Origin of the sequence: Bauldia litoralis, assembly GCF_900104485.1 — a bacterium.
In the GTDB taxonomy this organism is placed as follows: Bacteria; Pseudomonadota; Alphaproteobacteria; order Rhizobiales; family Kaistiaceae; genus Bauldia; species Bauldia litoralis.
On the sequence record NZ_FMXQ01000011.1, the window covers coordinates 94754 to 118236 of the forward strand.

A 23483-nucleotide genomic window follows, 5' to 3' on the forward strand; every position below is an offset into this window, starting at 1 on the left:
TGGATTGCGCGCGCGGTTCATCCCGCCCTCGCCGCTTGCTGGGGCACGGCCGAGCGCATGTAGCTGTCGACCGCTTCGCGCTGTCCCGCATCGAGATGCAGGCCGAGCTTGGAGCGGCGCCAGAGGATGTCCTCCGCCGTCTCCGCCCATTCGTTCGCCTTGAGATAGGCGATCTCGCGTTCGCTGAGACCGCCGCCGAAGTCGCGGCCGATATCCGCGGCGCTCCGTGCCCCCGCCAGCAGCGCGTCGACCCGTGTCCCGTAGGCGCGGCAGAGCCGGTGCACGACCCCGCGGTCGAGAAAAGGGTAGCGGTCCGCCACTTTCTCCGCCCACTCGTCGAAGGCCGTGACCGGGATATCGCCACCCGGCAGCGTCGCCGTCCGAGTCCATGACCGACGCATCTGCGGAAAGGTCTCGGCGAGCTTCTCCAGCGCATGTTCAGCGAGGCGACGGTAGGTGGTGATCTTGCCGCCGAAGACCGACAGCAGCGGTGCCGCGCCATCCTCGCCGTCGAGGGTGAGGACATAGTCCCGCGTCGTTTCCTGCGCCTTGGACGCGCCGTCGTCATAGAGCGGCCGGACACCGGCATAGGACCAGCGGATATCGGACCGGGTGACCGGCTTCTCCAGATATTCGCTGACGGCGCCGAGCAGGTAGTCGGTCTCGGACTCGCTGATCGCGACCGTCGCCGGGTCGCCATCAAACTCCTCGTCGGTCGTCCCGATCAGGGTGAAATCCTGCTCGTAGGGAATGGCGAAGCAGATCCGCCCGTCGGCATTCTGGAAGATGTAGGCGCGGTCGTGATCGAAGAGCCGGTCGACGACGATATGGCTGCCCTTCACCAGCCGGTCACGGGCCGGCGCGTTGAGGCCGGCGACACCGGTCAGCACTTCCGACACCCAGGGCCCGGCGGCATTGACCAGCGCGCGGGCGGTGATCTCGAACCGGCTGCCGTCGCGGCGGTTCTCGAGAGTCACCCGCCAGCGAGCGCCGTCGCGACGCGCCGCCACGCATTGCGTCCGGGTATGGATATCGGCGCCGCGGTCCGCCGCGTCGCGGGCATTGAGAGCCACCAGTCGCGCGTCCTCGACCCAGCAGTCCGAATATTCGAAGGCCCGGCGATAGGTCCTCTTCAGGCCCTTGCCGACGGCATCGCTGGCAAGGTCGACGCTGCGCGTCGGCGGAAGGATCCGGCGACCGCCGAGGTGATCGTAGAAGAAGAGGCCGAGCCGGATCACCGGCCACGGCCTCAGGCCATCGTGGTAAGGGAGAACGAACCGCAACGGCCAGATGATATGCGGGGCCGAAGCGAGAAGCACTTCACGCTCGGCCAGCGCCTCGCGGACGAGACGAAACTCGTAGAATTCCAGGTAGCGGAGACCGCCATGGATCAGTTTGGTCGAGGCGGATGAGGTTGCGGCGGCAAGGTCCGCCATTTCGGCAAGGAACACCCGCAGCCCGCGCCCCTGTGCGTCGCGTGCGATGCCGCAGCCATTGATGCCGCCACCGATGACGGCGAGATCGTACGATCCGCCGGGTCCCATTTCCTCCCCCTTCCCGTCTTTTGCGGGAATTTCTTTTGCTGCAGTTGCGAAGAAAAACGCGCCTTCATCTCGCAATTGCGAAAGATAAACGCGCCGATCGAACCGCAAATGAACGATAAACGAAAAATAACGAAAGACAAGCGCATTGCGCCATCCATGCACCTCAAAGGCGCAAGGTGCTGTCGCTCTGTGGAAAAGGGAGGGGACCCGACAGCCGAAGTCGGATCAGTCGTCGCCGTCGTCGTCGGCGTTTTCGAAACCCGGCACGACCTCGATCGTCACGCCGTTGTGGCGGCAGACCTCGGCGATGGTTTCCGGCGGCGGCCGGTCGGTGACGAAGACATCGACCTGCGAGATATGCCCGATCCGCACCGGGGCGCTGCGGGTAAATTTCATCGCGTCGGCGACAAGGATGACCTGCCGCGCATTCTTGATGATGGCGCGGGCGGCAAGCACTTCGCGATAGTCGAAATCGAGCAGCGCCCCGTCATCGTCGATGGCCGAAACGCCGATCACCGCCCGGTCGACCTTGAACTGCGAGATGAACTCGATGGCGCTCTCGCCGATAATGCCGCCGTCCGACTTGCGGACGATGCCGCCGGCAATGATCACGTCGATTCGCGGCGACGGCGTCAGGATCGCGGCGACATGGATGTTGTTGGTCAGCACCAGCAGTCCCTCGTGATGGACGAGATGCCGCGCGACTTCCTCGGTCGTCGTGCCGATGTTGACCAGCAGTGAGGAGTTGTTGGGGATCAGCGCCGCGGCGTGGCGGCCGATGCTCTCCTTCTCGACCTGCGCCAGGCCACGCCGCGCGTCATAGGCGACGTTCTCGACGCCTGAGGACAGGATCGCGCCGCCATGGGTCCGGGTCAGCACCCGCTGGCCGCAGAGGTCGTTGAGATCCTTGCGAATGGTCTGCGGCGTCACGTCGAAACGGGCAGCGAGATCGTCGACCGTGACGCGGCCGTTCAACTTGGCGAGTTCGACAATCTGCTGTTGCCGGAAATTGAACTGGAAGGACATCCGCCCAACCTCTCGAAACACGAAACGCTGCCCGCGACCATAAGAGGACGCGGCCCTCTCTCCAACAAGCGAATGTTCGTCTGTTTCGGTTTTTTCGTTTTGGCGAAGCCGTCGTCAGCCCTGTCCGCTCGCCAGCAACTGGTCGCAGAAGCGCTTGCCGTTGGTCAGGATCTCGTCCTCGCTCTCGCGGAAGCCATAGACCTGCGCCTCGTATTCGACCGACAGCGCCCCACCGTATCCCGCGCGACGCAGTCCTTCGACAAGCCCCGCGAAGTCGATGGTCCCCTGACCGAGCGGCGGGAAGGTAAAGTCGGGAAAGAGCCCCTTGCCGTCCTTGAGATGGACATGCGCGATGCTGTCGCCGAGTTCATCGACCACCCGGCGCGGATCTTCCTTCTGGACCTTGAGGTGGCTCGGATCGAAGTTGACCTTGAAGCCGACGCCCGGCAGGTCGCGGCGGAGCGCATGATAGTCGTCAACCGTGTGGAAGAGGTGCCCGGCGATCGCCTCGATGCCGAGGCCGATAGTGCGGGTGTCGGCATAGGCGACGGTTTCCTCGACTGCCCGCGCGAACCAGCGCCAGGCGTCGTCGCGGTCGACCGCCTCGGGAAGCGGCCCGGACAGGATGTGGACGAAGGGCGCGCCGACATCGACCGCGATATCCGTGCAGCCGTTGACGAATGCGATCGCCGCGGCGCGGCTTGCCGGGTCGGCATCGACCATGCCGACATGCGCCCCGACGGCCGGGATGCGCAGACCCCGCCGCGCGCAGGCCTCGACCACGGCCTTGCGCTCCGCTGCCCCGGTTTCCGGTGTGATGTGTGCCGGGGCCCAGGGGAGCGTTTCGGCGTTGAGTTCGATCGCATCGTAGCCGGCGTCCGCGACGAGATCGACACACTCCAGCAGGGATCGCTTCGGCAGGCCGACACTATGAAAACAGGAATACATGGCCGACCTCACGCATAATCCGGAATGACAAACGGCGCATCATCCGCCAGTGGAAGATCCACCCAGGTGCCTGACCGCATCGACAGGTAGGCGCCCTGGACGAATTCCTGCGCCCGCAGACCGTCAACGCCGGTGATCCGCGCCGGCTTGCCCTCGCGGACGCTTTCGCAGAAGGCGTCGAGCTGGGCGCGATAGGGGCTGCGGCGCGGCGGCTTGACCGTGATCCAGCCGCCCTTGAAGGTCTCCCACCAGGCATCGGGATAATGCGCCTCGCGCAGGACGTCGGGCAGGTCCGCCGCCGACCGTTCGGTGTAGACGGCCAGCGGCGCCGAGGCGAAGGGCGAGATCGTCTCGCTGGCGATGTGGATGGTACCTTCGCTGCCATAGATGTCGGTGCCGTCGCCGATATTCGGCGAGTAACGGTTGCTCGCCAGGCTGCCCCGCGCGCCATTTTCGAAACGGGTCAGGAGGAAGACATTGTCGTCGACCTGCTCCGGCAATTCGCTGTGGACCAGTTCGCCGAAGACACCGGAGAAATCCCCGACCAGATGCCGGGCCAGGTCGATGCGGTGGATGGTCAGGTCGATGATCGTCGCCCCGCCCGACTGGGCGAGATCGTAGCGGTAGCGGGTGCTGGCCGGATAGGCGGTCGACTTCTCCGAATAGATCGACCGCATCTGGTGAACCTTGCCGATGAAGCCGGCGTCGATCAGTTGCTTGGCGATCTCGACCTGCGCCCAGAAGCGCTGGTTGAACCCGACCTGGAGGATGACTTTCGCCGCGTCGCAGGCCTCGACCATGCGCCTCGCTGAAGCCGCGTCGATCGCCAGCGGCTTCTCGCACAGCACATGCTTGCCGTGGCGCGCCGCTGCAAGGACTCCGTCCTCGTGAAAACAGTTCGGCGTCGCCACCACCACGGCGTCGAGGCCGGGCGTTTCCAGCATCCGGTCGAGATTGTCATGGGCGGCGCCACCGAAATCGGCGACCAGCGCCTCGGCCCGCGTCAGGTCGGTGTCGAACACTGCCACCAGTTCCGCGCCGTCGGTGGCCGCGATGGTGGGCGCGTGGCTGAGCCGCATGATGGCGCCTGCGCCGACGAGGCCAATCTTGATTGTAGGTGACGACATGGGCTGGTGGTCCGGTCCGGTTGCGGGGAAGGTCTTCGTGACGGTCGAAGCCCGAAGTCTAGCCGAGCTTGACGGCGACCGGGATATCCCGCCGCGCGCGACGATGCAAAACGCAACCACGGCGGTCGAAACGAAGCCGGCTATGACCCGGCGAAAAGGCAGGCGTTGACCCGGTCGCGGTTTGGTGTCCAGTCTTGTCCGCGTCGCCGCTGGCTTGAAGTGCCGCCGCGACGTGGTCGAAGGGACGGGCGTGCATGGCTGCGAATCGTTGGGGACGTTTCTCGGACTGGGACGAGCGTCCGCTCAGGCTCGACAAGTTCGCGGTCGAGGATGCCGAAAACGGCTTCGCCGCCTTCAAGAGCCCGCACGACCCGAAGCCCGGCCTGCGCATCGTTGACGGTCGCGTCGTCGAGCTTGACGGCGTCGCCGAGGCCGATTTCGACATGATCGACCTCTTCGTCGCCCGCTACCATCTCGACACGGCGGTGGCGGAAGAGGCGATGGCGATCCCCTCCCCGGCGATTGCCCGCATGCTGGTCGACATGAACGTGCCGCGCACCGAACTGGTGCGCATCGCCCATGGCCTGACCCCGGCCAAGCTTGCCGAAGTCGTCGCCGAACTGAACGCGCTGGAGATCGCCTTCGCCTATTCCAAGATGCGGGCGCGCCGCACCCCCGGCAACCAGGGCCACGTCACCAACGCCAAGGACGATCCGCTGCAACTCGCCGCTGACGCCGCCACCGCCGTCGCCCTCGGCTTTGACGAGATCGAGACGACGATGCGCGTCTCGCGCAACGCCTGGGCCAACGCGCTGGCCTGCGCCGTCGGCGCGTCGGTCGGCCGCGCCGGCACGTTGTTTCAATGCGCCAGCGAGGAAGCCGAGGAACTGAAGATCGGCATGGCCGGCTTCACCTCCTATGCCGAAACGGTCTCGGTCTATGGCACCGAGCGCGCCTTCATCGACGGCGACGACACGCCGTGGTCGAAGGCGTTCCTTGCCACCGCCTACGCCTCGCGCGGCATCAAGATGCGTTGCACCTCGGGCGCCGGCTCGGAACTGCTGATGGGCTTCCACGAGAAGAAGTCGATGCTCTATCTCGAAGCGCGCTGCCTCTGCCTGCAGCGGGCCATGGGCGTGCAGGGCACGCAGAATGGCGGCATCGACGGCGCGCCGATCACCGCGACCGTCCCCGGCGGCGTTCGCGAGATGATGGCGGAGAACCTCGTCGCCGTCTGGCTCGACCTCGAATGCGCCTCGGGCAACGACGCCCGCTCGACCGAGTCGGAAATCCGCGTCGGGGCGAAGATCCTGCCGTATCTGATCGGCGGCTCTGACCTGATCTGCTCCGGCTTCGGCTCGATCCTCAAATACGACAATTCCTTCAACCCGTCGTTGCTCAACGGCGAAGAACTCGAGGACTATCTCGTCCTCCAGCGCGACTTCGAGGCCGATGGCGGCCTGACGCCGATCGGCGAGGAGCAGGCGCTCGACCTCCGCCAGCGCGCCGTCGCGGCGATCGCCGCCGTCTTCGAGGAACTCGACCTCGGCCAGCCGACCCGCGAGATGATGGCGAGCGTCGTCATGGCCTCCGGCTCGGACGACACCGACAGCTACCTGCCGGGCGAGGTGGCGCGGATCTCCGACCGAATCCGCGACCGCGGCATCACCGTCGTCGACGTCATCAAGGCGCTCCATGCCCGCGGCTTCATCGAAGAGGCGGAGAACCTCCTGTGGCTGGTCAAGCTGCGCATCTCCGGCGACTACCTGCAGACCTCGGCGATGGTGCGCGACGGCAAGATCCTCAGCGCCGTCAACGACCCCAACGACTATGGCGGCCCCGGCACCGGCTACCGGCTGTCGGCGGCGCGGCGGGAGGAGATCGTCGCCATTCGCGATGTCCTCGACCGCGAGACCGTGCTTGGCCAGGAAGAGGAATTCGCCCGCCAGGAAGCCCCCGGCATCACTTTCACGAAGATGGGCGAAGCGACCGTCGGCGACGATCCGCGCGAGGTGGTCATCGGCGTCTCGCCGGCTTTCGGGGTCAAGCTGTTCCGGACGATGAGCGGCATCCCGGTCGCCGAGCTTCTCGGCGCGCTGGTCGAGGGCATCGAGAGCGCCGGCGGCGTGCCGCGCATCGTCCGCCTCAGGCATACGGCCGACACCTCCTTCCTCGGCCTGTCCGCCGCCCGGCTGTCGGGATCGCGCGTCGGCATCGGCATCCAGACCAAGGGCACGGCGGTCATCCATCACGCCGACCGCCTGCCGCACAACAACCTGGAGCTCTTCTCCAACGCGCCGATCACCACCCTCGACCACTATCGCGGCCTCGGGCGCAACGCCGCGATCTACGCGCGCGGCGACGAACCGGAGCCGGTGGTCGTCCCCAACCATGGCGAGGCGATGGGCTCGCGCTACCATGCCCGCGTCGCCCTGATCTACGCCATCGAGACCGAACTTACCGCCGATGGCGCCGCACCGGAGGAGATCACCATGGAGATCGTGGGCGTGCCGGCATGAGCGACGAGAAGCTGACCACCGCCGACTATCCGCTGGCCGAGAAGCGCCCGGAGCTGATCAGGGGACCGCGCGGCGCGCCGCTCGACGCGGTGACGCTCGATGCGGTGCTGGCCGGCGATGTGACGCTCCAGGACCTCAGGATCACGCCCGACGCGCTCCGCCTCCAGGCGGAGGTCGCCCGCGACGCCAACCGCGGCACCCTCGGCGCCAACTTCGACAGGGCGTCCGAGCTGGTCGACGTGCCCCAGGACTTCATCATGCAGGTTTACGAACTGCTGCGGCCCGGCCGGTCGAAGAGCAAACAGCCGCTGCTCGATGCCGCCGGAACGCTGCGCGAAACCTACGGCGCGACGCGGATGGCCGAATTCGTCGAGGAGGCGGCACACGTGTACGAAAGGCGGGGCCTTTTCACCCACCGTTTCTGAACCAGCGCGAACCCGAGCGAATGGAGCTGGAATGAACTGGAAGACGGACTACCGGTCGATCTACTACCTCGGCGCGCCCGAGCCCGATGACATCGAGCTCAAGTTCGAGGAGACCGCCCTTCTCGTCATCGATGTCCAGAACACCTACCGGTCGCGACCGGACCGGGACAGCCTGTCGGCCGAGGAACAGGCCCGCTACGACCTGTGGACGCCGTTCCATCGCCGCCTCGACGAGGTGCTGGTCCCCAACACCGCCGATCTTCTCGCCCGGTTCCGGTCAAACAATATCGAATGCGTCCATGCCCGGATCGCCAGCCATACGAAGAACGGCCGCGAGCGCTCGCTGAGTCACTGCAAGCCGGGCTGGAACGATTTGCTGCTCCCAAAGGACGACTGGGAATCGGCCATCGTGCCTGAACTTGCGCCGCAGGGTGACGAGATCGTCGTCACCAAGATGACCGACAGTGCCCTGACCGGCAGCAATTTGCGCCTGCTCCTCACCAACATGGGGATCAGGAACGTCGTGTGTTGCGGCGTCTTCACCGACCAGTGCGTGTCCTCGACCGTGCGGAGTCTCGCCGACGAGAGCTTCAACGTGATCGTTGTCGAGGATTGTTGCGCCGCGGGATCCGAGGAACTCCATCACAAAGAGCTTGAGATCATCAACATGATCTACTGCAATGTCATGTCGAGCGCCGAACTGAAGGCCATGATGGGCCTGTAGCCAATGTTGCTGGCACGCGATGTGCTAGAAACACCCTGGCTAAATTGAGGGTCAAATTTGACCGGCGACAAGTCAAGAGCCATCGGTCTGGGGCAGCTTATAAGACAAACGGGTACCCGCGCCTTGGGCTCCGGCTCGCCATGAAAGGAACTTCCAGAGGCGCAACGAGCGTCGTCGGCTCGCAAGAGCGAAGCCGGCTTTCACGTGAAGACCTACAGGGCCGGAAAGGCCCAGGAGAGGAGAGTTCGATGGGACGCAATGGCATCAACCGCCGCAACTTCATGCAGCAATCCGCCATGTTTGCCGCAGCCTTCGCCGCCGGCTCCGGCGGCATGTTCCGCCAGGCGCAGGCAGCGCGCGAGAAGGAACTGAACATCCTCTGCTGGGAGGGCTACAATTCCGCAGAGGTTCTCGACCCCTTCCGCACCGAGATGGACGCCACCGTCAAGGCCGAGTCGCTGACCAACGACCCGACCATGATCAACCGTCTGCGCGCCGGCGAGACCAACGTCTGGGACCTGATCAACGTCAACAACCCCTGGGCCCGCAAGATCATGTATCCCGAGGGTCTGATCAAGCCACTGGATAAAGCCACCTTCGAACCCTACTTCGCCAACATGCTGCCGGGCTTCGAATGGCCCTATCCGTGGTGCATGAGCGAGGACGGCAGCGAACTGCTCGGCATGATCCAGCGCTTCGGGCCCTACAGCTTTGTCGTCAACACTGACAAGGTCAGCCGCGCGACCGCCGAGGACGTGGGTTGGGACCTGTTCAATGACCCGGCCAACGCCGGCAAGTACGGCATTCTCGAGAGCGACGACTGGAACGTCTTCGACATCTGTCTGATCGCGGGCTTCGATCCCTTCCGTGACCACACGGATGACGAGGTCGCCAAGTTCGCCGAGACCGCCAGCAAGGTCTTCAAGGGCGCCAAGGTTGTCGGCGACATCGCCACGATGAACCAGGCCTTCGTCGCCGGCGAGATCGACTTCCACATGACCGGCGGCGTCTACAGCGCCTCGCCGGCTCGCGCCGACGGCTTCCTCAACATCCGCGGCATCACCCCGAACAAGGGACCGATGCCCGGTGGCAAGGGCGGCGTCGCCTGGATCGAGGTCACCTCGCTGGTCAACAATCCGGAACTGTCGCCGCTGGCGTCGAAGTTCCTCGAATACGTTCAGGATCCGGAGGTGTCGCACACCGTCGCCTTTGCCGAAGGCACCTTCAACCCGGTCACCCAGATGGGCGATCCCAAGTGCTTCGAGCTGTTCACTCCGGACGAGCTTGAAGCGATCCAGTGGGACAGCCTCGGCGAGGAAATGGCGAAGTCAGCGGAATACGATATCGTGCCCGACTACGACAAGCTTCTCGATCTGATGACCGCCGCCAAGCGCGAAGCGTCCGGCGGCTGATCCAAATCCTTACGCGGCGCCTCCCTCCGGGGGCGCCGCGCCACCACCAGACGAATAAAAGCAGGTATCGATGGCAGGGCCTGACGGGGTCATTCTCTATCTGAAGGGTTTGACCAAGACCTTCGCCGGCCACGCCGCCGTCGATGCGATCGACCTCGAGATTTTCGAAGGCGAGCTGTTCACCATTGTCGGCCCGTCCGGCAGCGGCAAGACGACCCTGCTGCGCATGCTTGCCGGCATGGAAATGCCGACCAGCGGCGACATCATCCTGCGCGGCGAAAAGATCAACGCCATCCCGGCCAACCGCCGGCCGACCTGCATGGTCTTCCAGTCGCTCGCCCTCTTCCCGCACAAGGAAGTCGGCGCCAACATCGAATTTTCCCTGAAGATCCGCGGTGTCGATCCGGCAACCCGCAAGCGCCGCGCGCTGGAACTGATGGAGATGCTGCGCCTGCCGGAATCCTATTACCGGCGCGCCGTCACCCAGATTTCCGGCGGCGAGCGCCAGCGCGTCGCCCTCGCCCGGGCGCTGGCCTTCGATCCCGAGATCCTGTTCTTCGACGAGCCGCTCTCGGCGCTCGACTACAAGCTCCGCAAGACGCTGGAAAAGGAACTCAAGGACATCCATCGCGAGACGAAGAAGACCTTCGTCTACATCACCCATAGCCTCGAGGAGGCGATGGTGATGAGCGACCGGATCGGCGTCATGCGCTCAGGCAAGCTGGTGCAGATCGGCTCGCCGCAGGAAATCTACAGCACGCCCAATTCGAAATTCGTCTCCGAGTTCATCGGCGACGTCAACGTCGTCCCGGTCACCGTGACCGGCGATCGCAAGCTGACCTCGGCCGAGGTTCCCGGCGAATTCCGGGCGCCGCCGATCGCCGACGGCATGAAGGACGGGTACCTCGTCGTGCGCCCCGAATTTCTCCGCTTCCTGTCCGAACCGGGGGACGCCGACAACCACGTCGCCGGCAAGCTCTACAATGAATATGCCCTTGGCTCGCGCATCCAGTATCACGTCCGGGTCGGTGAGATGACCTTCGTGCTGGAGAAGCTGCGGCACGAAGCCTTTCAGGGCAAGCTCGACCAGGACGTTCTGATCGGCTGGGACGCGGCCGACTCGATCGTCGTGCCCGACCGATGAGTGAGCGGCGCATAACGGCCGGCGCATGGTCGGCGTCTCCCGTCATCCTGTTTCTGCTGATCGGCTTCGCCGCGCCGCTGGCGGCGATCATCGTCTTCTCGTTCATGCCGCCGCGCACCTTCGGCTTCGGCGGCCAGCCGACCTTCGAGAACTACGTCACGATCTTCGAGAGCACGACCTACATTTCGCTGCTCTGGTCGCTCGGCTTCGCCGCGATGACGGTCGTCATCCTCGCCTTCATCTGCTACCCCGTCGCCTATGGGCTGGTCCGGGTCTTCGGCCGCTGGTCGACGCTGGTGACGCTGCTCTTCGTCATCCCGCTCTTCGTTTCCGAGAATGTGCGCCTCTATGGCTGGCTGCTGTTCTTCATCAAGAATGGCGTCCTGCTCGGCTCGCTCAAGTCGATGTTCGGCCTCGATCTGGAGAGCATCCTGTTCACCCGCGGCATCGTCCTGTTCGGGATGGTCTATGTCTATATCCCGTTCATGCTCTTCCCCCTGACGCTCGGCATCTCGATGGTGCCGAACGAGACGCGCGAGGCGGCGCGCGATCTCGGCGCGACCCGCTGGCAGGTCTTCCGCGAAGTCGAGCTGCCCCTGTCGCTTCCCGGCCTGATGATCGGCAGCCTGCTGACCTTCGTGCTGGCCGTCGGCGCCATCGCCGAGGCGAAGGTGCTGGGCGGGCAGCAGATCATCCCGATCGCCCACGACATCGAGATCGCCTTCACCTACGCCCAGAACTGGCCACTCGGCGCGGCGCTCTCGGTGCTGCTGATGCTGATCGTCGGCGCGCTGGTCCTGCTGGTGCTCCGGCGCGTCGACCTCGACCGTCTCCTCGGCAGGCGGTGACGCGATGAAAACCCGCGCCGTCCGCATCCGTCATGCCCTGATCGTCGTCTGGACGATCGCCATGGTGATCTTCGTCTACCTGCCGAGCCTCAGCATCACCCTCGCCTCGCTGACCTCGAGCCGCTATTTCATCTTTCCGATCAACAAATGGGGCCTCGACTGGTGGCGCAAGACGCTGGATTCGATCCAGATCCACCAGATCCTCGAGACCTCGTTGGTCATCGCGCTGGTCGTCACGGCGATCTCCATCGTCCTCGCCTTCTTCGGTGCGCTGGCCTTCGCCCGCTACGACTGGAAGGGCCGGTCCTGGTTCCAGAAGCTGATCCTGCTGCCGATCTTCTTCCCCCAGTCGGTGCTCGGCCTCGCCCTGCTGCTGTGGTTCAACGCCATCGGCCTGCAACTCTCGTGGCAGACCGCGGTCTTCGCCCACCTCGTGTGGATCGTGCCGGTCGTGACCCTGGTGATCTCGATCCAGGTCTATAGCTTCGACCCGGCGATCGAGGAAGCCGCCTATGACCTTGGCGCCTCGCGGCTGCAGGTCCTGCGCGAGATCACCATCCCGGTCCTGATGCCGGGCATCTTCTCCGGCGGGCTGTTCGCCTTCCTGCTGTCCTGGGGCAATTTCCCGCTGTCGCTCTTCACCACCGGCGCCGACACCACCGTGCCGGAATATCTCTACGCCAAGATGGTCGCCGGCTATACGCCGGGCGTGCCGGTGCTCGGCACCATCTCGACCGTCGGCGCAATCGTCATCCTGATCGGCGGCTACCTTGTCATGCTGGCGCTCAACCGCCGGCGACGGGCGGGCGCCGGCTAGAACAACCAGGGAGGAAATCGCATGCTCACGTCGCTCGACGGCCAGACGGCCATTGTCACCGGGGCAAGCAAGGGCATCGGCAAGGGCATCGCCCGCGTTTTCGCCCGCCACGGCGCGCGGGTGCTGATCGTTGCCCGCCATCTCGACGCGGCGGAAGCCAGCGCCGCCGAAATCCGCGCGGCCGGCGGCGAGGCGACGGCCTTCGCCGCCGACGTCACCGATCTTTCGGGCATGGAGGAAGCCGCTGCGGCGGCGGTCGAGCGCTATGACAGCCTCGACATCCTGTGCGCCAATGCCGGAATCTTCCCGCAGGTCAGCCTCGAGGAGATGACCACCGACGACTGGGACCACGTGATCGGCACCAACCTCAAGGGCACCTTCGTTTCGGTCAAGGCATGCCTGCCGGCGCTGAAGCAGAGCGGCGGGGGCCGGGTGGTGCTGACCTCGTCGATCACCGGGCCGGTGACCGGCTTTCCCGGCTGGGCCCATTACGCCGCCTCGAAGGCCGGCCAGCTCGGCTTCCTGCGAACCGCCTGCATCGAGATCGCCAAATACGGGATCACCATGAACGCGGTGATGCCCGGCAACATCTATACCGAGGGCCTCGAGGATCTCGGCGAGGACTATCTCAAGACGATGGCGAACTCGATCCCGCTGAAGCGGCTTGGCGACGTCGAGGATATTGGCTATGCGGCGCTGTTCTTTGCCTCGAAGGAAGCCGGCTACATCACCGGCCAGACGATCATCGTCGACGGCGGTCAGATCCTGCCGGAATCGCTGGAAGCGCTGGAAACCTGATCAGGCGTCGTAGGCGGCGGCGCGATAGTCGCGCGGCGCCGCCCCGGTCCAGCGCCGGAAGGCGCGGGAAAAGGCCGACAGTTCGGAATAGCCGAGCAGCATGGCGATCTCCGAGAACGGCAGGTGCTGCTGCCGGGTATAGGACAGCGCCAGGTCGCGCCGCACCTCCTCGACCATCTCCTTGTAGGTCAGCCCGGCCTTGCTGAGATCCTGGTGGATGACGCTGACCGGCGCCCGCAATTCGTCGGCGATCTGCTTCAGCGACGGGCACCCCTCCGGCAGCCGCATCCGGACCGCGGTCCGCATCCGGTCGAGGAGCATGTGGTCCTGCGACGGGCGCGAGCCGAGTTGTTCGAGACAGGTCTGCATCACCGCCAGCAGGCGCAGGTCCCGCGCCGGCATCGGCCGGGCCAGGTCCGCCGGCCGGAAAAGCAGCGCGTTGGTCCGCTGGGAGAAATAGACCGGCGCGCCGAAGGCGACCTCATGCTCGCGGGCGCAGGCCGGCTTGGGATGCTCGAAATGCACCTCCTCCGGCGACCAGTGGCCGCCGCAGCACTCCCGCAGCACGTTGAGGAACATGCCGAGCGACAATTCGGCGTCCTGCCGGCGCTCGATGATCGACGGATCGGTGATCTGGTATTCGAGCCGCGCCAGGCCGTCGTCGTCGACCCGCATCTGCATCACCGAGCTTTCCTGGTGATACCGGAAGAGACCGACGAGGCATTCCAGCGCCGCACCCAGCGTCGGCGCCGAGACCGCCGCATAGCCCCACATGCCGAGGTCGCGCGGCTGGAACTGGTTGCCGAACCACAGGCCGAAATTCTCGTTTCCGGTCTGGCTGGCGGATTCCTCGAACAGCCGGCAGAAGGCGCTGAGCCTCAGCTTGAGGGTCGGCGAACCGGCCATGTCGGGCAGGATATGGGCATTGCCGAAGATCCGGTCGACATCGCCGTGGCAGCGTTCGATATAGCCGACGATCCCGGTGGCGGCCGAGGCAAGGACACCCGGCGCGTGAACGCCGACAGTGGCCCCTGGATCCTGGCGCGTGGCTAGCGAAATGGCCGAGCCTTCCAACATGCTCCAGCGCCTCCCGGGCGTTGGCCTTCAACCGCGAAAAAGGATGCTCGCACAGGTGTCGGCACCAGATCAAGCAACGCCGTCAAAGCCTTGTCGCTCCTGTCAAGAAACCAGCCAACAGTGTCAAGCCGACCGGGCCCGGCCCGCCTAGTTTGCGGGTCGGATCGTTGCGTGGCCGCTGTTGGCCCCGGCCACGATGGAAGCACTGTTCATGCCAACCGCCATCAATGAAACCGACGCCGGCGGGACGCTCCACCAGACGGCGCAGATGATCGAGAAGGCGCGCTGGGCCGCCGCCTCCTTCGCCACCTATCCGCGCGACACGGTGCTGTCGATCGTCGAGGCGATGGCCAGGGCCGCCGCCGCCGAGGCGCGCCGCTATGCCGACTGGGCGGTCGAGGAAAGCGGCTTCGGCAATGCCGACCACAAGGAGATCAAGAACCGGCTCTGCTCGACCGGGCTCTTCGAGCATTACAAAGACCAGAATTTCACCGATTTCCGCGCCGATCCGGCCACCAAGACCGTCGCGATCCCCAAGCCGGCCGGCGTCATCTTCGCCCTGACGCCGTCGACCAACCCGGTCTGCTCGGTCTTCTACAAGGCGATCCTCGCCCTCCTCACCCGCAACGCGATCCTCATCAGCCCCCACCCGGCCGCCAAGGCCTGCGGTGTCGATGCGGCCCGGCTGCTCGCGCGGACGGCGGAGGCGGCAGGCGCGCCGGACGGCATCATCCAGGTCATTCCCGAGCCGACCATGCCGCTGATCAATTCGGTAATGACCTCCGACCGCATCAACCTGATCCTCGCCACCGGTGGCTCACCGGTCGTGCGCGCTGCCTATAGTTCGGGCAATCCGGCGATCGGCGTCGGCCCGGGCAACAACCCGGCCTATGTCGACGAGACCGCCGATGTCGCCCGCGCGGCGAAGCAGATCGCCGAGTCCAAGGCTTTCGACAATTCGATCCTCTGCACGAACGAGTCGGCGGTCATCGCCCATGCGGCGATCGCCGGGCGCCTCGCCCAGGAGATGAAGCGGCAGGGCTGCCACCTGATCTCTGCCGACGATCGCGACCGGCTGGCCGAACACCTCTTCCCCGGCGGCAAGTTCAACATCTCGCTGCTCGGCAAGCCGGCAACGACAATTGCAGAAAGCGCCGGCATCCGTGTGCCGCGCGACACCCGCGTCCTGCTCGTGCCGCTGGAGCGGATCGGCGACGACTATCCGCTGAGCCGCGAGAAGCTCTGCCCGGTCCTCGGTTTCTATGAAGTTGCCGACCGCGAGGCGGGGCTGTCCGCCTGCCGCGCCATGATCCGCAATCGCGGCGCCGGCCACTCCGCCGCGATCCATGCCGGCGACACGGCGATGATCCTGCGTTTCGCCGCCGAGATGGACGTCATGCGGGTGGTGATCAACGTCGGCTGCTCGACCGGCGCCGCCGGCTTCGACACCTTCCTCGGGCCCACCATGACCGTCGGCACCGGCTTCCACGGCCGCTCCTCGATCGGCGAGAATATCGGCCCGCAGCACCTCGTCCAGTGGACCAGGATCGCCTACAACAGCGCCGACGACATCCCCTTCGGCGATTTCACCGGCCTCAGCCTGCCGGAACCGGCTACCCGGCCGCGCCTGCCCCAGGGCAAGATCGACTATTCCTTCGACTGGGTCGGCGGACGGCCGTCCCGCCCGGGCAATGCTGCGCCGGCCGATGCGTTCGAGCCCGCCGATGCCGACGCGTTGCGCGCCGAAATTCGCCAGCTCATCCTCGAGGAAATGCGCGCCATGCAGCAAGAGCGGCAGTAAGGCGCGACCATGGCGACGATCCGCTCCTACATCTTCATCGACCAGCTTCAGCCGAAGACGATGTGCTACCTCGGCACCTTCAGCCGGGGTTTCCTGCCACGGGTCAACATGGCGGCGCTGGTCGTCGAGGTCGCGCCGGGCCTCGAGATTGAGAACATCACCGACATCGCGGTCAAGAATGTCGACGTCAAGCCGGGCCTGCTCGTCGTCGAGCGGCAATACGGCTACCTTGAGCTCCATGCCAAATCGACGTCGTCGGTGAAGGCTGCGGGCGAGGCGATCCTCGACTATCTCGGCGCCACGGAAGCCGACGCGATGCGTCCGGAGATTCTTGCCTCGCGCATCGTCAAGCGGATCGACAACTACCATGCCTTCCTGATCAACCGGAACAAGGCCGGCTCGATGATCCTGCCGGGCGAGTCGCTCTTCGTCCTCGAGATGCAGCCGGCCTCCTACGCGATCCTGTGCGCCAACGAGGCTGAGAAGGCGGCCGACATCAAGGTCGTCGACTACCGGATGATGGGCGCCACCGGCCGCGTCTACCTGTCCGGCGAGGAAAGCAGCATTCGCGCCGCCGCATCGGCGGCCGAGCAGACACTCCTGATGAGGCAATAGGCAATGGCGGCAGGTTTCGACCGCGAGGAGCTTCGGGCGCTGGTCCGCCAGGCGCTGAAGGAATCGCTCGGCGCGGCCACCCCGCCGGTCGCCGCCGGCGGTGGGCTGGCCGGCGAACTGCGCGCAGCAGCCGGCCGTGGCAAACCCGCGACCGTTTCCGTCGCCGCCGGTTCGGGCGCCGACCTAGGCGATTTCGCCCGCGCCATCCTCGAAGCCTGCGAAGACACAACGGTGAAGGCGGCGATCGTTGCCGGCGACATTCGTTTCGAGCCGACCCGGCCCGCGCAGCAGACGAGCGCCGCCGCGGTGACGAAGCCCGCGACGCCGACGGGCGGCACTTTCGAACTGGCGTCGGGAATTCTCGGCGAGGCCAAGATCGTCGAGATATCGCGGAACCATCGGAAGATCCTGGTCGGCAGCGATGTCGTGCTGACCCCGCTGGCGCGCGACAAGGCGCGTGAGATGAAAGTCGAACTCGTGAGGCAGAAGCCATGAAAACCGGAATGGTGATCGGCAAGGTCTGGGCGACCAAGCGGCTCGACGAACTGCCGGGCGGCGCCCTTCTCGAAATCGCGCTGGAGGAGAATGACGGCCTCGGCGAACACCTCGTCGCCTATGACCCCCTCGGCGCCGGCGACGGCGAGCGCGTGCTCGTCACGCAGGGCTCGGTGGCGCGGGGCTGGTTCAAGGACGGCAAGGTCGTCATCGACGCGCTGGTGATCGGCATTCTCGACCAGCCGCGCACACCGCCGAAGAAGACGAGATAGAGATCCACTCGGGACGGGTGATCTCACCCTCCCCGGAGAGAACGAAGAAGTCAGGCAAGGAGAACAGTCATGTCGAATGCAATCGGGTTCGTTGAAACCAAGGGCTATGTCGCGGCCTTCGCCGCGGCCGACGCCATGGTCAAGGCCGCCAACGTCACCATCATCGGCCGCGAGCAGGTCGGCGCCGGCCTCGTCTCGGTGCTGGTCCAGGGCGATGTCGGTGCGGTCAAGGCCGCGACCGAGGCGGGTGCCGAGGCGGCCGGCCATGTCGGCACCGTGGTGTCGGTCCACGTTATCCCGCGGCCGCATGCCGACGTCATCAAGCAGTTCGGCATTCCGAAGTAAGGCTTTGATCCCGGCCTTTCACACGGGCGGCGCCTTCATTCCCCCCGCTTGTTCCCGCGCAAGCGGGAATCCGGCTTCTGAAGGCCGCTTCCCCGACAGTCTGGGTCCCCGCTTGCGCGGGGATGAGCGTCGGCGAGGCAGGTTGGGCCTGCCCTTTCCGGATCGGAACGGCGCGCCCCTCGCCCTTCGGGCCGGAAAACGACTGGAGCGCCCCGGTGGCTGAACTGCGCGTCTATCTCAAGGTCGAGTCGCTGCGACGGCAGTTCGCCGCCTATATGGGCTCGCCGCTGCGCGGGCGCGGCTATATCCCGCTGGAGGGCACCCATTCGCTGATCATCGAGATCGCGCCGGCGCTCGCCATCCACCGGGTGATCGACCTGGCGCTGAAGTCGGTGCCGGATGTCGAGCCCGGCATCCTCTATGTCGAGCGGCAATACGGCATCCTCGAACTGCATTCGCTCGACATGGCGGAGCTCGACGCCGCCGGCCAGGCGATTCTCGACGGCATCGGCGCCAAGGCGACCGACCAACTGCGGCCGCAGGTACTCTATACCGATATCGTCGAGTCGGTGACCGACCAGCACGCGGTGATCCTCAACCGCAACCGCGACGCCTCGATGATCCTGCCGGACGAGTCGCTGCTATTGGTCGAGATGCAGCCCGCCCTCTTCGCCGCCGTCGCCGCCAACGAGGCCGAGCGCGTCGCCCCCGGCCTGACGCTCGTCGACTGCCAGATGATCGGCGCCTCGGGCCGTATCTTCCTCTCCGGATCGACCGAAGACGCCGAGCGCGCCCGCGATCACATTCTCAAGACGCTGGAAGCGGTCGAGGGCCGGGAGAAGTAGGGCTCGCGAACCAGCGTCGCCTGCGTCCTTCGAGGCTCCGCTACGCGGAGCACCTCAGGATGGCCAGGGAAAGGAAATCCCTGCGGGCCGTCGAACGTCTCGAAAGCCCCCCATCGCCATGCTGAGGTGTGCGCGGAACGCGCGCCTCGAAGCACGCACAGCGGCCACCGCGACAACCCGTCGTGACGACCGATCGGCGGCGCGAGGAGCTTCGTGGCCTGCCATCGTAGGGCTCCTCCCTCCCCGCCCCCGGCTCGCCTCAGCCAAATCGATGGGACGATCCTAGCGCGCTTCCAGCGGAAACGGCGTCGGCTCCCAGACGTCTCGGAGCTTCAGCTTATCGACGGTATAGGCCTCCCATTCATGGAGAAGCCGCGCCATGCCGGCGCGGTCGCCGGATGCCAGCAGGGGGCAGAGGACGCCGGTGATGCGCTCGAACTCCTCACGCATGAGCGGCATGGACCATCTCGTCCGTCCGGTCGCAAGTTCGGCGCAGGTGGCGCGGGCGGTCTCGAGGTCACCACGGGCGATGTCGACACCGACGGATCGCAACAGGTAGCCGTCAAACGCAGTCAGAAAGAAGCGGGTTCGATCCGATGCGAAGGCTACGAAGTCGTCGAGCGTCTGGATCGCCCGCAACCTCGGGAGCGCCTGCTCCTCGATAGCCGAGAAGAGATCGTCCCGGACGGACGGGTCGTCCCAATACCAAAGTCGGCCGGCCACCGGCGGATGAATCATGGTCGCCCAGTTGAGCGGAACCGACTCAGCCGGCTCGCAGAGATAGCCGACCGCCCAGGATGGATTGAACTGGCGGGCCTCGCCCGTTCGTTCGATCAGAACCCCACGAAGCACATGCCGCACCGGCTTGACGATGAGCCAACGGCCATTGAGATGCAGATCGTCGTGCCGTTCAAGCAGCGGCGTCAGAAGCTTCGTGACTTGGCGCACTGTCGTCATAGTGACGGCCTCACCTTCGCCCTCCGGTTCGCGGCAGACGCCTTCATGAACCCTCGCTCGATTCAAGGGGAAACGGCGTCGGCTCCCAAATGTCGCGGAGCTTCAGCTTTTCGACGGTATAGGTCTCGCGTTCGTGGAGAAGCCCGGCGAGCTTTACGCGATCGACCTTGCTGAGGCGCTCCTTTTTCAAGAGCTTCCTATCGAGGTGCAAATCCCGCAGGCGCGGCACCCAGACACCCGCGGCGCGTTCTTGCGTGGCCAGGACATCCGCGGCCTTGTCGAGCTTTCCGTCGGCGAGAAGACGGAGGACGTCCGGGGCCGCATCTCTTGATCGGCCTGAGTTAGCTTCTGGCGACCGGTCTTTATATTATAGACGAACACCAATCCCTTTCCGACATTCTCCAGAACATCGATCCGCGAGAGGCCAGTGAGATCGCGCCCGTCGTTTCGGCCTGAGGTAGCGCCAGAGCGTCACCCCGTGCCTCAGCCGAACGTGCGGAGATAGTCCTCGCAGAGCGGCACGGTGGTTGCCGTGTAGGAGACGCCCATCGACTGGGCGAGGTCAGTCTCGGAATGCGAGCCGATCCAGGCGACCAGCAGCATCCGGCGCAGCATGACGAAGGTCGGGATTTCCGCCTCGTCTTCCGCCGGCAGGTCGAGCACCCGGCGATAACCCTCGACCCAGGCCGCCATCAGCTCAGGCACCTGCGGCTCGTGCTCGAAGAAGGAGACGGCGGTCGCCGCGTCGTAGAGGTGCCACGAGAAGCCGGAATCGTCGAAGTCGAGCACCTTCACCGCGTCGCCGTCGACCAAGAGGTTGGCCAGCCGCATGTCGCAGTGGATCAGGCCGAAGCGGCCCGGCGCCTTGCCGAAGCGCTCCAGCCGCCGGCCGATCAGCCCGACCGTCTCGGCGAACAGCGCCGTCTTGTCGGTGTCGAGCCCCATGCCGTCGCGCCACGAGCCCCAGTGCGGCGCCGTGCCGAGGCTGGTGTCGAAATCCCAGGTCAGTCGCTCGAAACCGTCAGGCCGCGTCCAGCCGAGCGAATGGCGATGCATCCGCGCCGTGACCTCGCCGAGGACGCGGAACTTGTCGGTGAGGTGATCCTTCTCAGACGGCTCCTCGCCGCTCTCCCACTCGAACAGGACGACATGGCGCGGCCGGCGCATCGCCGGATGGGCGACCGACTGGATCAGCTCGCCGTCGGTCCCCGCCACCGGCACCGGCGTGACGACCACGCCATCGTTACGAAGCGCCTGCAGCCAGGCGAGTTCGGACGCGATCGCGGCGCGCGAGTGATAACCGTCGCGGTGGACGCGCATCGCCCATCGCCGGCCCGAGCCGGCATCGTCGACCTTGTAGGTGGCGTTTTCCGACAGGTTGATGAGAACCGGGTCCGGCGCCGCGATGCCGTATTGGGCAAGCGCCGATGTCGCCAGTTCGGCGAGGCAGCGGAGTTGCTCGTCATGGGGCAGCTCGTCGAAAGCGGGCATGATCCGCGGGTCCGTCCCTCCTGTCGCCGGACGGCTCACGCCGCCTCGCGACGGCCTGAAACGCCCCGCCGTCCCGGCGTGACCAACGCCGCCCGCGCCTGCCCGACAGCCGTATCGAGCCGATTCAACACCTCGTCGCAGAGCGTCCGGTCAAGCAGCAGCCCCGGCTTGAACTGCAGCGCACGCGGGTCGAGCGCCGAGTAAATCGCCCAGATTCCATTGGCATAGCAGGTCCGCATCACCTCGACGGCGCCCTGCGGATGGTCGAATTCAAGCCCGAGGATCAACCCGCGCTGGCGAATTCCAACAAAGAAATCAGGATGATGGGCCTGGATGTCGTTGAGCCCCTGGCGAAGATACTGGGAAATGTAATGGCATTGCGACCGGGTTTCGGGCCGCGAGACGATCTCCATCACCTTGTGCGCGGCAATACAGCCAAGCTCGGCACCGCCGAAACTCGACATATGCCCCCAACCATCCTCGTTCAGCCAGGATGCTGACTTCTCGTTGGCGATGACAACCGCGATCGGATAGATGCCGCCGGAGATTCCCTTGCCGGTGACCAGCATGTCGGGAACCACGTCGTAGGTATCGACACACCACATCTCGCCGGAGCGCATCAGCCCGGTCTGCACCTCGTCGGCGATGTAGAGCGTGCCGACCTTCTCGCACATCTCCTTGATCGCCTTGAGATATCCGGGGATCGGCATCGGAAACCCGTAGGTCGCCGGGATCGACTCGATGATGACGCAGGCGGCGTCGCCCTTCATGATCTCCGCTTCCATCGCGTCGAGATCGTTGAAGGGAACCTTGGTGACCTCGTCCTCGCTGGCTTCCGACAGGAAGAGCTTCGAGAAGCGGTCGTCGCCGACCTTGACCGCGAGCCCGGTGTGGCCGTGATAGCAGCGCTGGAGGCAGATGATCCGCTTGCGCTGCGTTGCGTGGCGGGCGCTCTTCAGCGCGATGTCGATCGCCTCGCCGCCGCCGGAGGCGAACATCGAGTATTGCAGGCCCTCGGGCGTGTGTTTCGCCAGCATCTCGGCAAGCTTGGTCCGCATCAGCGCCGGGAAGTGATGGTTGCCCATGTCGAAATGGTCCATTCCCTCCTTTACCGCGGCGATGACCTCCGGGTTGCGATGGCCGAGGCTGTAGGTGCCGCCGTTGAGATGGAGGTCGATCAGCCGCCGTCCGTCCATGTCGTAGAGGTAGTAGGCCTCGCGCCGATCAATGACGAGATCGACCCCGACCCGCTGCCATTCCAGCGTCTTGCCGGGATTCCAGTACTGGATCGTCTTGGCGATGAAGTCGTCCTTGGCCTGGCTCACGACGCCATCTCCTGTGGGGTTCGGTATGCGCCAGAACGGGCGCTTGGCGGTCCATCCGACACTAGGCCCGCCTCCCCGCCCCGACTTGACACAAGCCGGGAAGGAATTGACACCTCCCGGAGCGCTGAAGCGTCTGGAAACGGGGAAAGACCATGATTCTTGAAGGACGGGTGGCGATCGTCACCGGAGCCGGCTCGGGCATCGGCCGGGCGGGGGCGCTGATGATGGCCCGGGAGGGCGCGACGATCATCTCCGCCGACCGCGACAGCGCCGCCGGTGAGGCCACGGCAGAGGCGATCACCGCCGCCGGCGGCCGTGCGCAGGCGATCCAGACCGACGTCGGCGACGATGCGGCGCAGGAACGTCTCATCGCGGAAACAATGGCGGCTCATGGCCGGATCGACATCCTGCACAGCCATGCCGGCGTCCAGGTCGAGGGGGCGCTGGAACAGGTCGATCCCGATGGCATGGACCTGTCGTGGCAGATCAACGTCCGCGCCCATTTCCGTCTCGCCCGCCTGGCGATGCCGCACATGCGCGCCGCCGGCAAGGGCTCGATCATCGTCACCTCGTCAAACTCCGGCGTGCTCTACGACCATGAGATGATCGCCTACGCGACCTCCAAGCATGCCGCCGTGGCGATGGTGAAACAAATCGCCATCGACTACGGCAAATACGGCGTGCGGATCAACGCGCTCTGCCCCGGCTGGGTCGATACGCCCTTCAACGACGCCTTCACCCGCCAGATGGGCGGCCGTGAGGCGCTCCAGGCCTACGTCCGCGACAAGATCCCGATGGGCCGCTTCGCCGCGCCGGACGAGATCGCCGAGGCGATCCTCTTCCTCGCCTCGGATCGCTCGTCCTTCATGACCGGCCATGCGCTGGTGATCGACGGCGGCGAGTGCATCGCCTGAGGCAGCCCACCGCC

The 23483-nt window shown here is 65.7% G+C and carries 24 protein-coding genes; 16 read left to right on the forward strand and 8 right to left on the reverse strand.

Features of this window, described 5'->3' with window-relative positions; genetic code table 11:
* Positions 1-17: 17 nt before the first annotated feature.
* The 4 genes from glpD to BLT60_RS21470 all read right to left on the reverse strand — a co-directional run bounded on the left by glpD (position 18) and on the right by BLT60_RS21470 (position 4645).
* A complete protein-coding gene (gene glpD / locus BLT60_RS21455; RefSeq protein ID WP_090880077.1) occupies positions 18-1544 on the reverse strand; it encodes a glycerol-3-phosphate dehydrogenase in 1527 nt (508 codons plus the stop codon).
* A 225-nt stretch (positions 1545-1769) separates the two neighbouring features.
* The gene (locus BLT60_RS21460) at positions 1770-2570 is read right to left on the reverse strand and encodes a DeoR/GlpR family DNA-binding transcription regulator (RefSeq protein WP_090880080.1); all 801 of its coding nucleotides are present in this window, start codon (positions 2568-2570) and stop codon (positions 1770-1772) included.
* 114 nt (positions 2571-2684) lie between these two features.
* Positions 2685-3518: a sugar phosphate isomerase/epimerase family protein gene (locus BLT60_RS21465; protein WP_090880083.1), complete on the reverse strand. Its 834-nt coding sequence runs from the start codon at positions 3516-3518 to the stop codon at positions 2685-2687.
* Positions 3519-3526: 8 nt separating this feature from the next.
* Positions 3527-4645, reverse strand: coding sequence for a Gfo/Idh/MocA family protein (locus BLT60_RS21470; RefSeq protein WP_090880086.1), 1119 nt, complete (start codon positions 4643-4645; stop codon positions 3527-3529).
* A 254-nt stretch (positions 4646-4899) separates the two neighbouring features.
* Here BLT60_RS21470 and BLT60_RS21475 point away from each other — a divergent pair, with 254 nt between their 5' ends.
* From BLT60_RS21475 to fabG, 8 genes are all read left to right on the forward strand, one after another.
* Positions 4900-7164, forward strand: a complete 2265-nt coding sequence (locus BLT60_RS21475; protein WP_090880088.1) for a propanediol/glycerol family dehydratase large subunit — start codon at positions 4900-4902, stop codon at positions 7162-7164.
* The gene (locus BLT60_RS21480; protein WP_090880091.1) at positions 7161-7589 is read left to right on the forward strand and encodes a diol dehydratase small subunit; all 429 of its coding nucleotides are present in this window, start codon (positions 7161-7163) and stop codon (positions 7587-7589) included. The genes BLT60_RS21475 and BLT60_RS21480 overlap by 4 nt, the downstream gene beginning before the upstream one ends.
* 31 nt (positions 7590-7620) lie before the next feature.
* Entirely contained in the window at positions 7621-8313 is a 693-nt protein-coding gene (locus tag BLT60_RS21485; protein ID WP_090880094.1) for a cysteine hydrolase family protein, read from the forward strand.
* Positions 8314-8561: 248 nt separating this feature from the next.
* Entirely contained in the window at positions 8562-9725 is a 1164-nt protein-coding gene (locus BLT60_RS21490) for an ABC transporter substrate-binding protein (RefSeq protein ID WP_175478578.1), read from the forward strand.
* Between the two features lie 70 nt (positions 9726-9795).
* Positions 9796-10869, forward strand: a complete 1074-nt coding sequence (locus BLT60_RS21495) for an ABC transporter ATP-binding protein (RefSeq protein ID WP_090880097.1) — start codon at positions 9796-9798, stop codon at positions 10867-10869.
* A complete protein-coding gene (locus BLT60_RS21500) occupies positions 10866-11717 on the forward strand; it encodes an ABC transporter permease (protein ID WP_090880100.1) in 852 nt (283 codons plus the stop codon). The genes BLT60_RS21495 and BLT60_RS21500 overlap by 4 nt, the downstream gene beginning before the upstream one ends.
* Positions 11718-11721: 4 nt before the next feature.
* Positions 11722-12534, forward strand: a complete 813-nt coding sequence (locus tag BLT60_RS21505; RefSeq protein ID WP_090880103.1) for an ABC transporter permease — start codon at positions 11722-11724, stop codon at positions 12532-12534.
* Between the two features lie 21 nt (positions 12535-12555).
* A complete protein-coding gene (gene fabG / locus BLT60_RS21510) occupies positions 12556-13332 on the forward strand; it encodes a 3-oxoacyl-ACP reductase FabG (RefSeq protein WP_090880106.1) in 777 nt (258 codons plus the stop codon).
* Here fabG and qhpR read toward each other — a convergent pair whose 3' ends face one another.
* Positions 13333-14409 carry an AraC-like transcriptional regulator QhpR gene (qhpR, locus tag BLT60_RS21515; protein WP_090880109.1) on the reverse strand — a complete coding sequence of 359 codons (1077 nt, stop codon included), beginning with the start codon at positions 14407-14409 and terminating at the stop codon, positions 13333-13335. It lies immediately after the preceding gene.
* Positions 14410-14620: 211 nt separating this feature from the next.
* Here qhpR and BLT60_RS21520 point away from each other — a divergent pair, with 211 nt between their 5' ends.
* The 6 genes from BLT60_RS21520 to BLT60_RS21545 all read left to right on the forward strand — a co-directional run bounded on the left by BLT60_RS21520 (position 14621) and on the right by BLT60_RS21545 (position 18782).
* Complete coding sequence (locus tag BLT60_RS21520; protein ID WP_090880300.1) at positions 14621-16210, forward strand: aldehyde dehydrogenase family protein; 1590 nt, start codon at positions 14621-14623, stop codon at positions 16208-16210.
* A 9-nt stretch (positions 16211-16219) separates the two neighbouring features.
* Positions 16220-16825, forward strand: coding sequence for a BMC domain-containing protein (locus BLT60_RS21525; protein WP_090880112.1), 606 nt, complete (start codon positions 16220-16222; stop codon positions 16823-16825).
* Between the two features lie 3 nt (positions 16826-16828).
* Positions 16829-17320 (forward strand): hypothetical protein, encoded by a 492-nt coding sequence (locus tag BLT60_RS21530; RefSeq protein WP_090880115.1) that lies wholly within the window; start codon positions 16829-16831, stop codon positions 17318-17320.
* Entirely contained in the window at positions 17317-17592 is a 276-nt protein-coding gene (locus BLT60_RS21535) for a EutN/CcmL family microcompartment protein (protein ID WP_090880118.1), read from the forward strand. Before BLT60_RS21530 ends, BLT60_RS21535 begins: the two co-directional genes overlap by 4 nt.
* A 69-nt stretch (positions 17593-17661) precedes the next feature.
* On the forward strand, positions 17662-17937 hold the full coding sequence (locus BLT60_RS21540; protein WP_090880121.1) for a BMC domain-containing protein: 276 nt from the start codon (positions 17662-17664) through the stop codon (positions 17935-17937).
* A gap of 215 nt (positions 17938-18152) precedes the next feature.
* Complete coding sequence (locus BLT60_RS21545) at positions 18153-18782, forward strand: microcompartment protein (protein WP_090880303.1); 630 nt, start codon at positions 18153-18155, stop codon at positions 18780-18782.
* 282 nt (positions 18783-19064) lie between these two features.
* On the opposite strand, the gene BLT60_RS21550 is transcribed toward BLT60_RS21545, so the two are convergent.
* Positions 19065-19739 (reverse strand): hypothetical protein, encoded by a 675-nt coding sequence (locus BLT60_RS21550; RefSeq protein ID WP_090880124.1) that lies wholly within the window; start codon positions 19737-19739, stop codon positions 19065-19067.
* Between the two features lie 133 nt (positions 19740-19872).
* On the opposite strand from BLT60_RS21550, the gene BLT60_RS21555 reads away from it, so the two are divergent.
* The gene (locus BLT60_RS21555) at positions 19873-20070 is read left to right on the forward strand and encodes a hypothetical protein (protein WP_090880127.1); all 198 of its coding nucleotides are present in this window, start codon (positions 19873-19875) and stop codon (positions 20068-20070) included.
* A 152-nt stretch (positions 20071-20222) separates the two neighbouring features.
* On the opposite strand, the gene BLT60_RS21560 is transcribed toward BLT60_RS21555, so the two are convergent.
* Complete coding sequence (locus BLT60_RS21560; protein WP_090880131.1) at positions 20223-21230, reverse strand: phosphotransferase enzyme family protein; 1008 nt, start codon at positions 21228-21230, stop codon at positions 20223-20225.
* 35 nt (positions 21231-21265) lie between these two features.
* On the reverse strand, positions 21266-22555 hold the full coding sequence (locus tag BLT60_RS21565) for a class-III pyridoxal-phosphate-dependent aminotransferase (protein ID WP_090880134.1): 1290 nt from the start codon (positions 22553-22555) through the stop codon (positions 21266-21268).
* 152 nt (positions 22556-22707) lie between these two features.
* On the opposite strand from BLT60_RS21565, the gene BLT60_RS21570 reads away from it, so the two are divergent.
* Positions 22708-23469: an SDR family NAD(P)-dependent oxidoreductase gene (locus tag BLT60_RS21570; RefSeq protein ID WP_090880137.1), complete on the forward strand. Its 762-nt coding sequence runs from the start codon at positions 22708-22710 to the stop codon at positions 23467-23469.
* The last annotated feature ends 14 nt before the right edge of the window (positions 23470-23483 follow it).

Excerpts from the sequence above, each read along its gene's own strand:
- BLT60_RS21500 (WP_090880100.1), top strand. The coding sequence starts at position 10,866 with ATGAGTGAGCGGCGCATAACGGCCGGCGCATGGTCGGCGTCTCCCGTC.
- BLT60_RS21490 (WP_175478578.1), top strand. The coding sequence starts at position 8,562 with ATGGGACGCAATGGCATCAACCGCCGCAACTTCATGCAGCAATCCGCC.
- BLT60_RS21520 (WP_090880300.1), top strand. The coding sequence starts at position 14,621 with ATGCCAACCGCCATCAATGAAACCGACGCCGGCGGGACGCTCCACCAG.
- BLT60_RS21470 (WP_090880086.1), bottom strand. The coding sequence starts at position 4,645 with ATGTCGTCACCTACAATCAAGATTGGCCTCGTCGGCGCAGGCGCCATC.
- glpD (WP_090880077.1), bottom strand. The coding sequence starts at position 1,544 with ATGGGACCCGGCGGATCGTACGATCTCGCCGTCATCGGTGGCGGCATC.
- BLT60_RS21560 (WP_090880131.1), bottom strand. The coding sequence starts at position 21,230 with ATGCCCGCTTTCGACGAGCTGCCCCATGACGAGCAACTCCGCTGCCTC.
- BLT60_RS21495 (WP_090880097.1), top strand. The coding sequence starts at position 9,796 with ATGGCAGGGCCTGACGGGGTCATTCTCTATCTGAAGGGTTTGACCAAG.
- BLT60_RS21550 (WP_090880124.1), bottom strand. The coding sequence starts at position 19,739 with ATGACGACAGTGCGCCAAGTCACGAAGCTTCTGACGCCGCTGCTTGAA.
- BLT60_RS21530 (WP_090880115.1), top strand. The coding sequence starts at position 16,829 with ATGGCGGCAGGTTTCGACCGCGAGGAGCTTCGGGCGCTGGTCCGCCAG.
- BLT60_RS21480 (WP_090880091.1), top strand. The coding sequence starts at position 7,161 with ATGAGCGACGAGAAGCTGACCACCGCCGACTATCCGCTGGCCGAGAAG.
- BLT60_RS21465 (WP_090880083.1), bottom strand. The coding sequence starts at position 3,518 with ATGTATTCCTGTTTTCATAGTGTCGGCCTGCCGAAGCGATCCCTGCTG.
- BLT60_RS21570 (WP_090880137.1), top strand. The coding sequence starts at position 22,708 with ATGATTCTTGAAGGACGGGTGGCGATCGTCACCGGAGCCGGCTCGGGC.
- BLT60_RS21460 (WP_090880080.1), bottom strand. The coding sequence starts at position 2,570 with ATGTCCTTCCAGTTCAATTTCCGGCAACAGCAGATTGTCGAACTCGCC.
- BLT60_RS21540 (WP_090880121.1), top strand. The coding sequence starts at position 17,662 with ATGTCGAATGCAATCGGGTTCGTTGAAACCAAGGGCTATGTCGCGGCC.
- BLT60_RS21485 (WP_090880094.1), top strand. The coding sequence starts at position 7,621 with ATGAACTGGAAGACGGACTACCGGTCGATCTACTACCTCGGCGCGCCC.
- BLT60_RS21475 (WP_090880088.1), top strand. The coding sequence starts at position 4,900 with ATGGCTGCGAATCGTTGGGGACGTTTCTCGGACTGGGACGAGCGTCCG.
- BLT60_RS21535 (WP_090880118.1), top strand. The coding sequence starts at position 17,317 with ATGAAAACCGGAATGGTGATCGGCAAGGTCTGGGCGACCAAGCGGCTC.
- qhpR (WP_090880109.1), bottom strand. The coding sequence starts at position 14,409 with ATGTTGGAAGGCTCGGCCATTTCGCTAGCCACGCGCCAGGATCCAGGG.
- fabG (WP_090880106.1), top strand. The coding sequence starts at position 12,556 with ATGCTCACGTCGCTCGACGGCCAGACGGCCATTGTCACCGGGGCAAGC.
- BLT60_RS21505 (WP_090880103.1), top strand. The coding sequence starts at position 11,722 with ATGAAAACCCGCGCCGTCCGCATCCGTCATGCCCTGATCGTCGTCTGG.
- BLT60_RS21525 (WP_090880112.1), top strand. The coding sequence starts at position 16,220 with ATGGCGACGATCCGCTCCTACATCTTCATCGACCAGCTTCAGCCGAAG.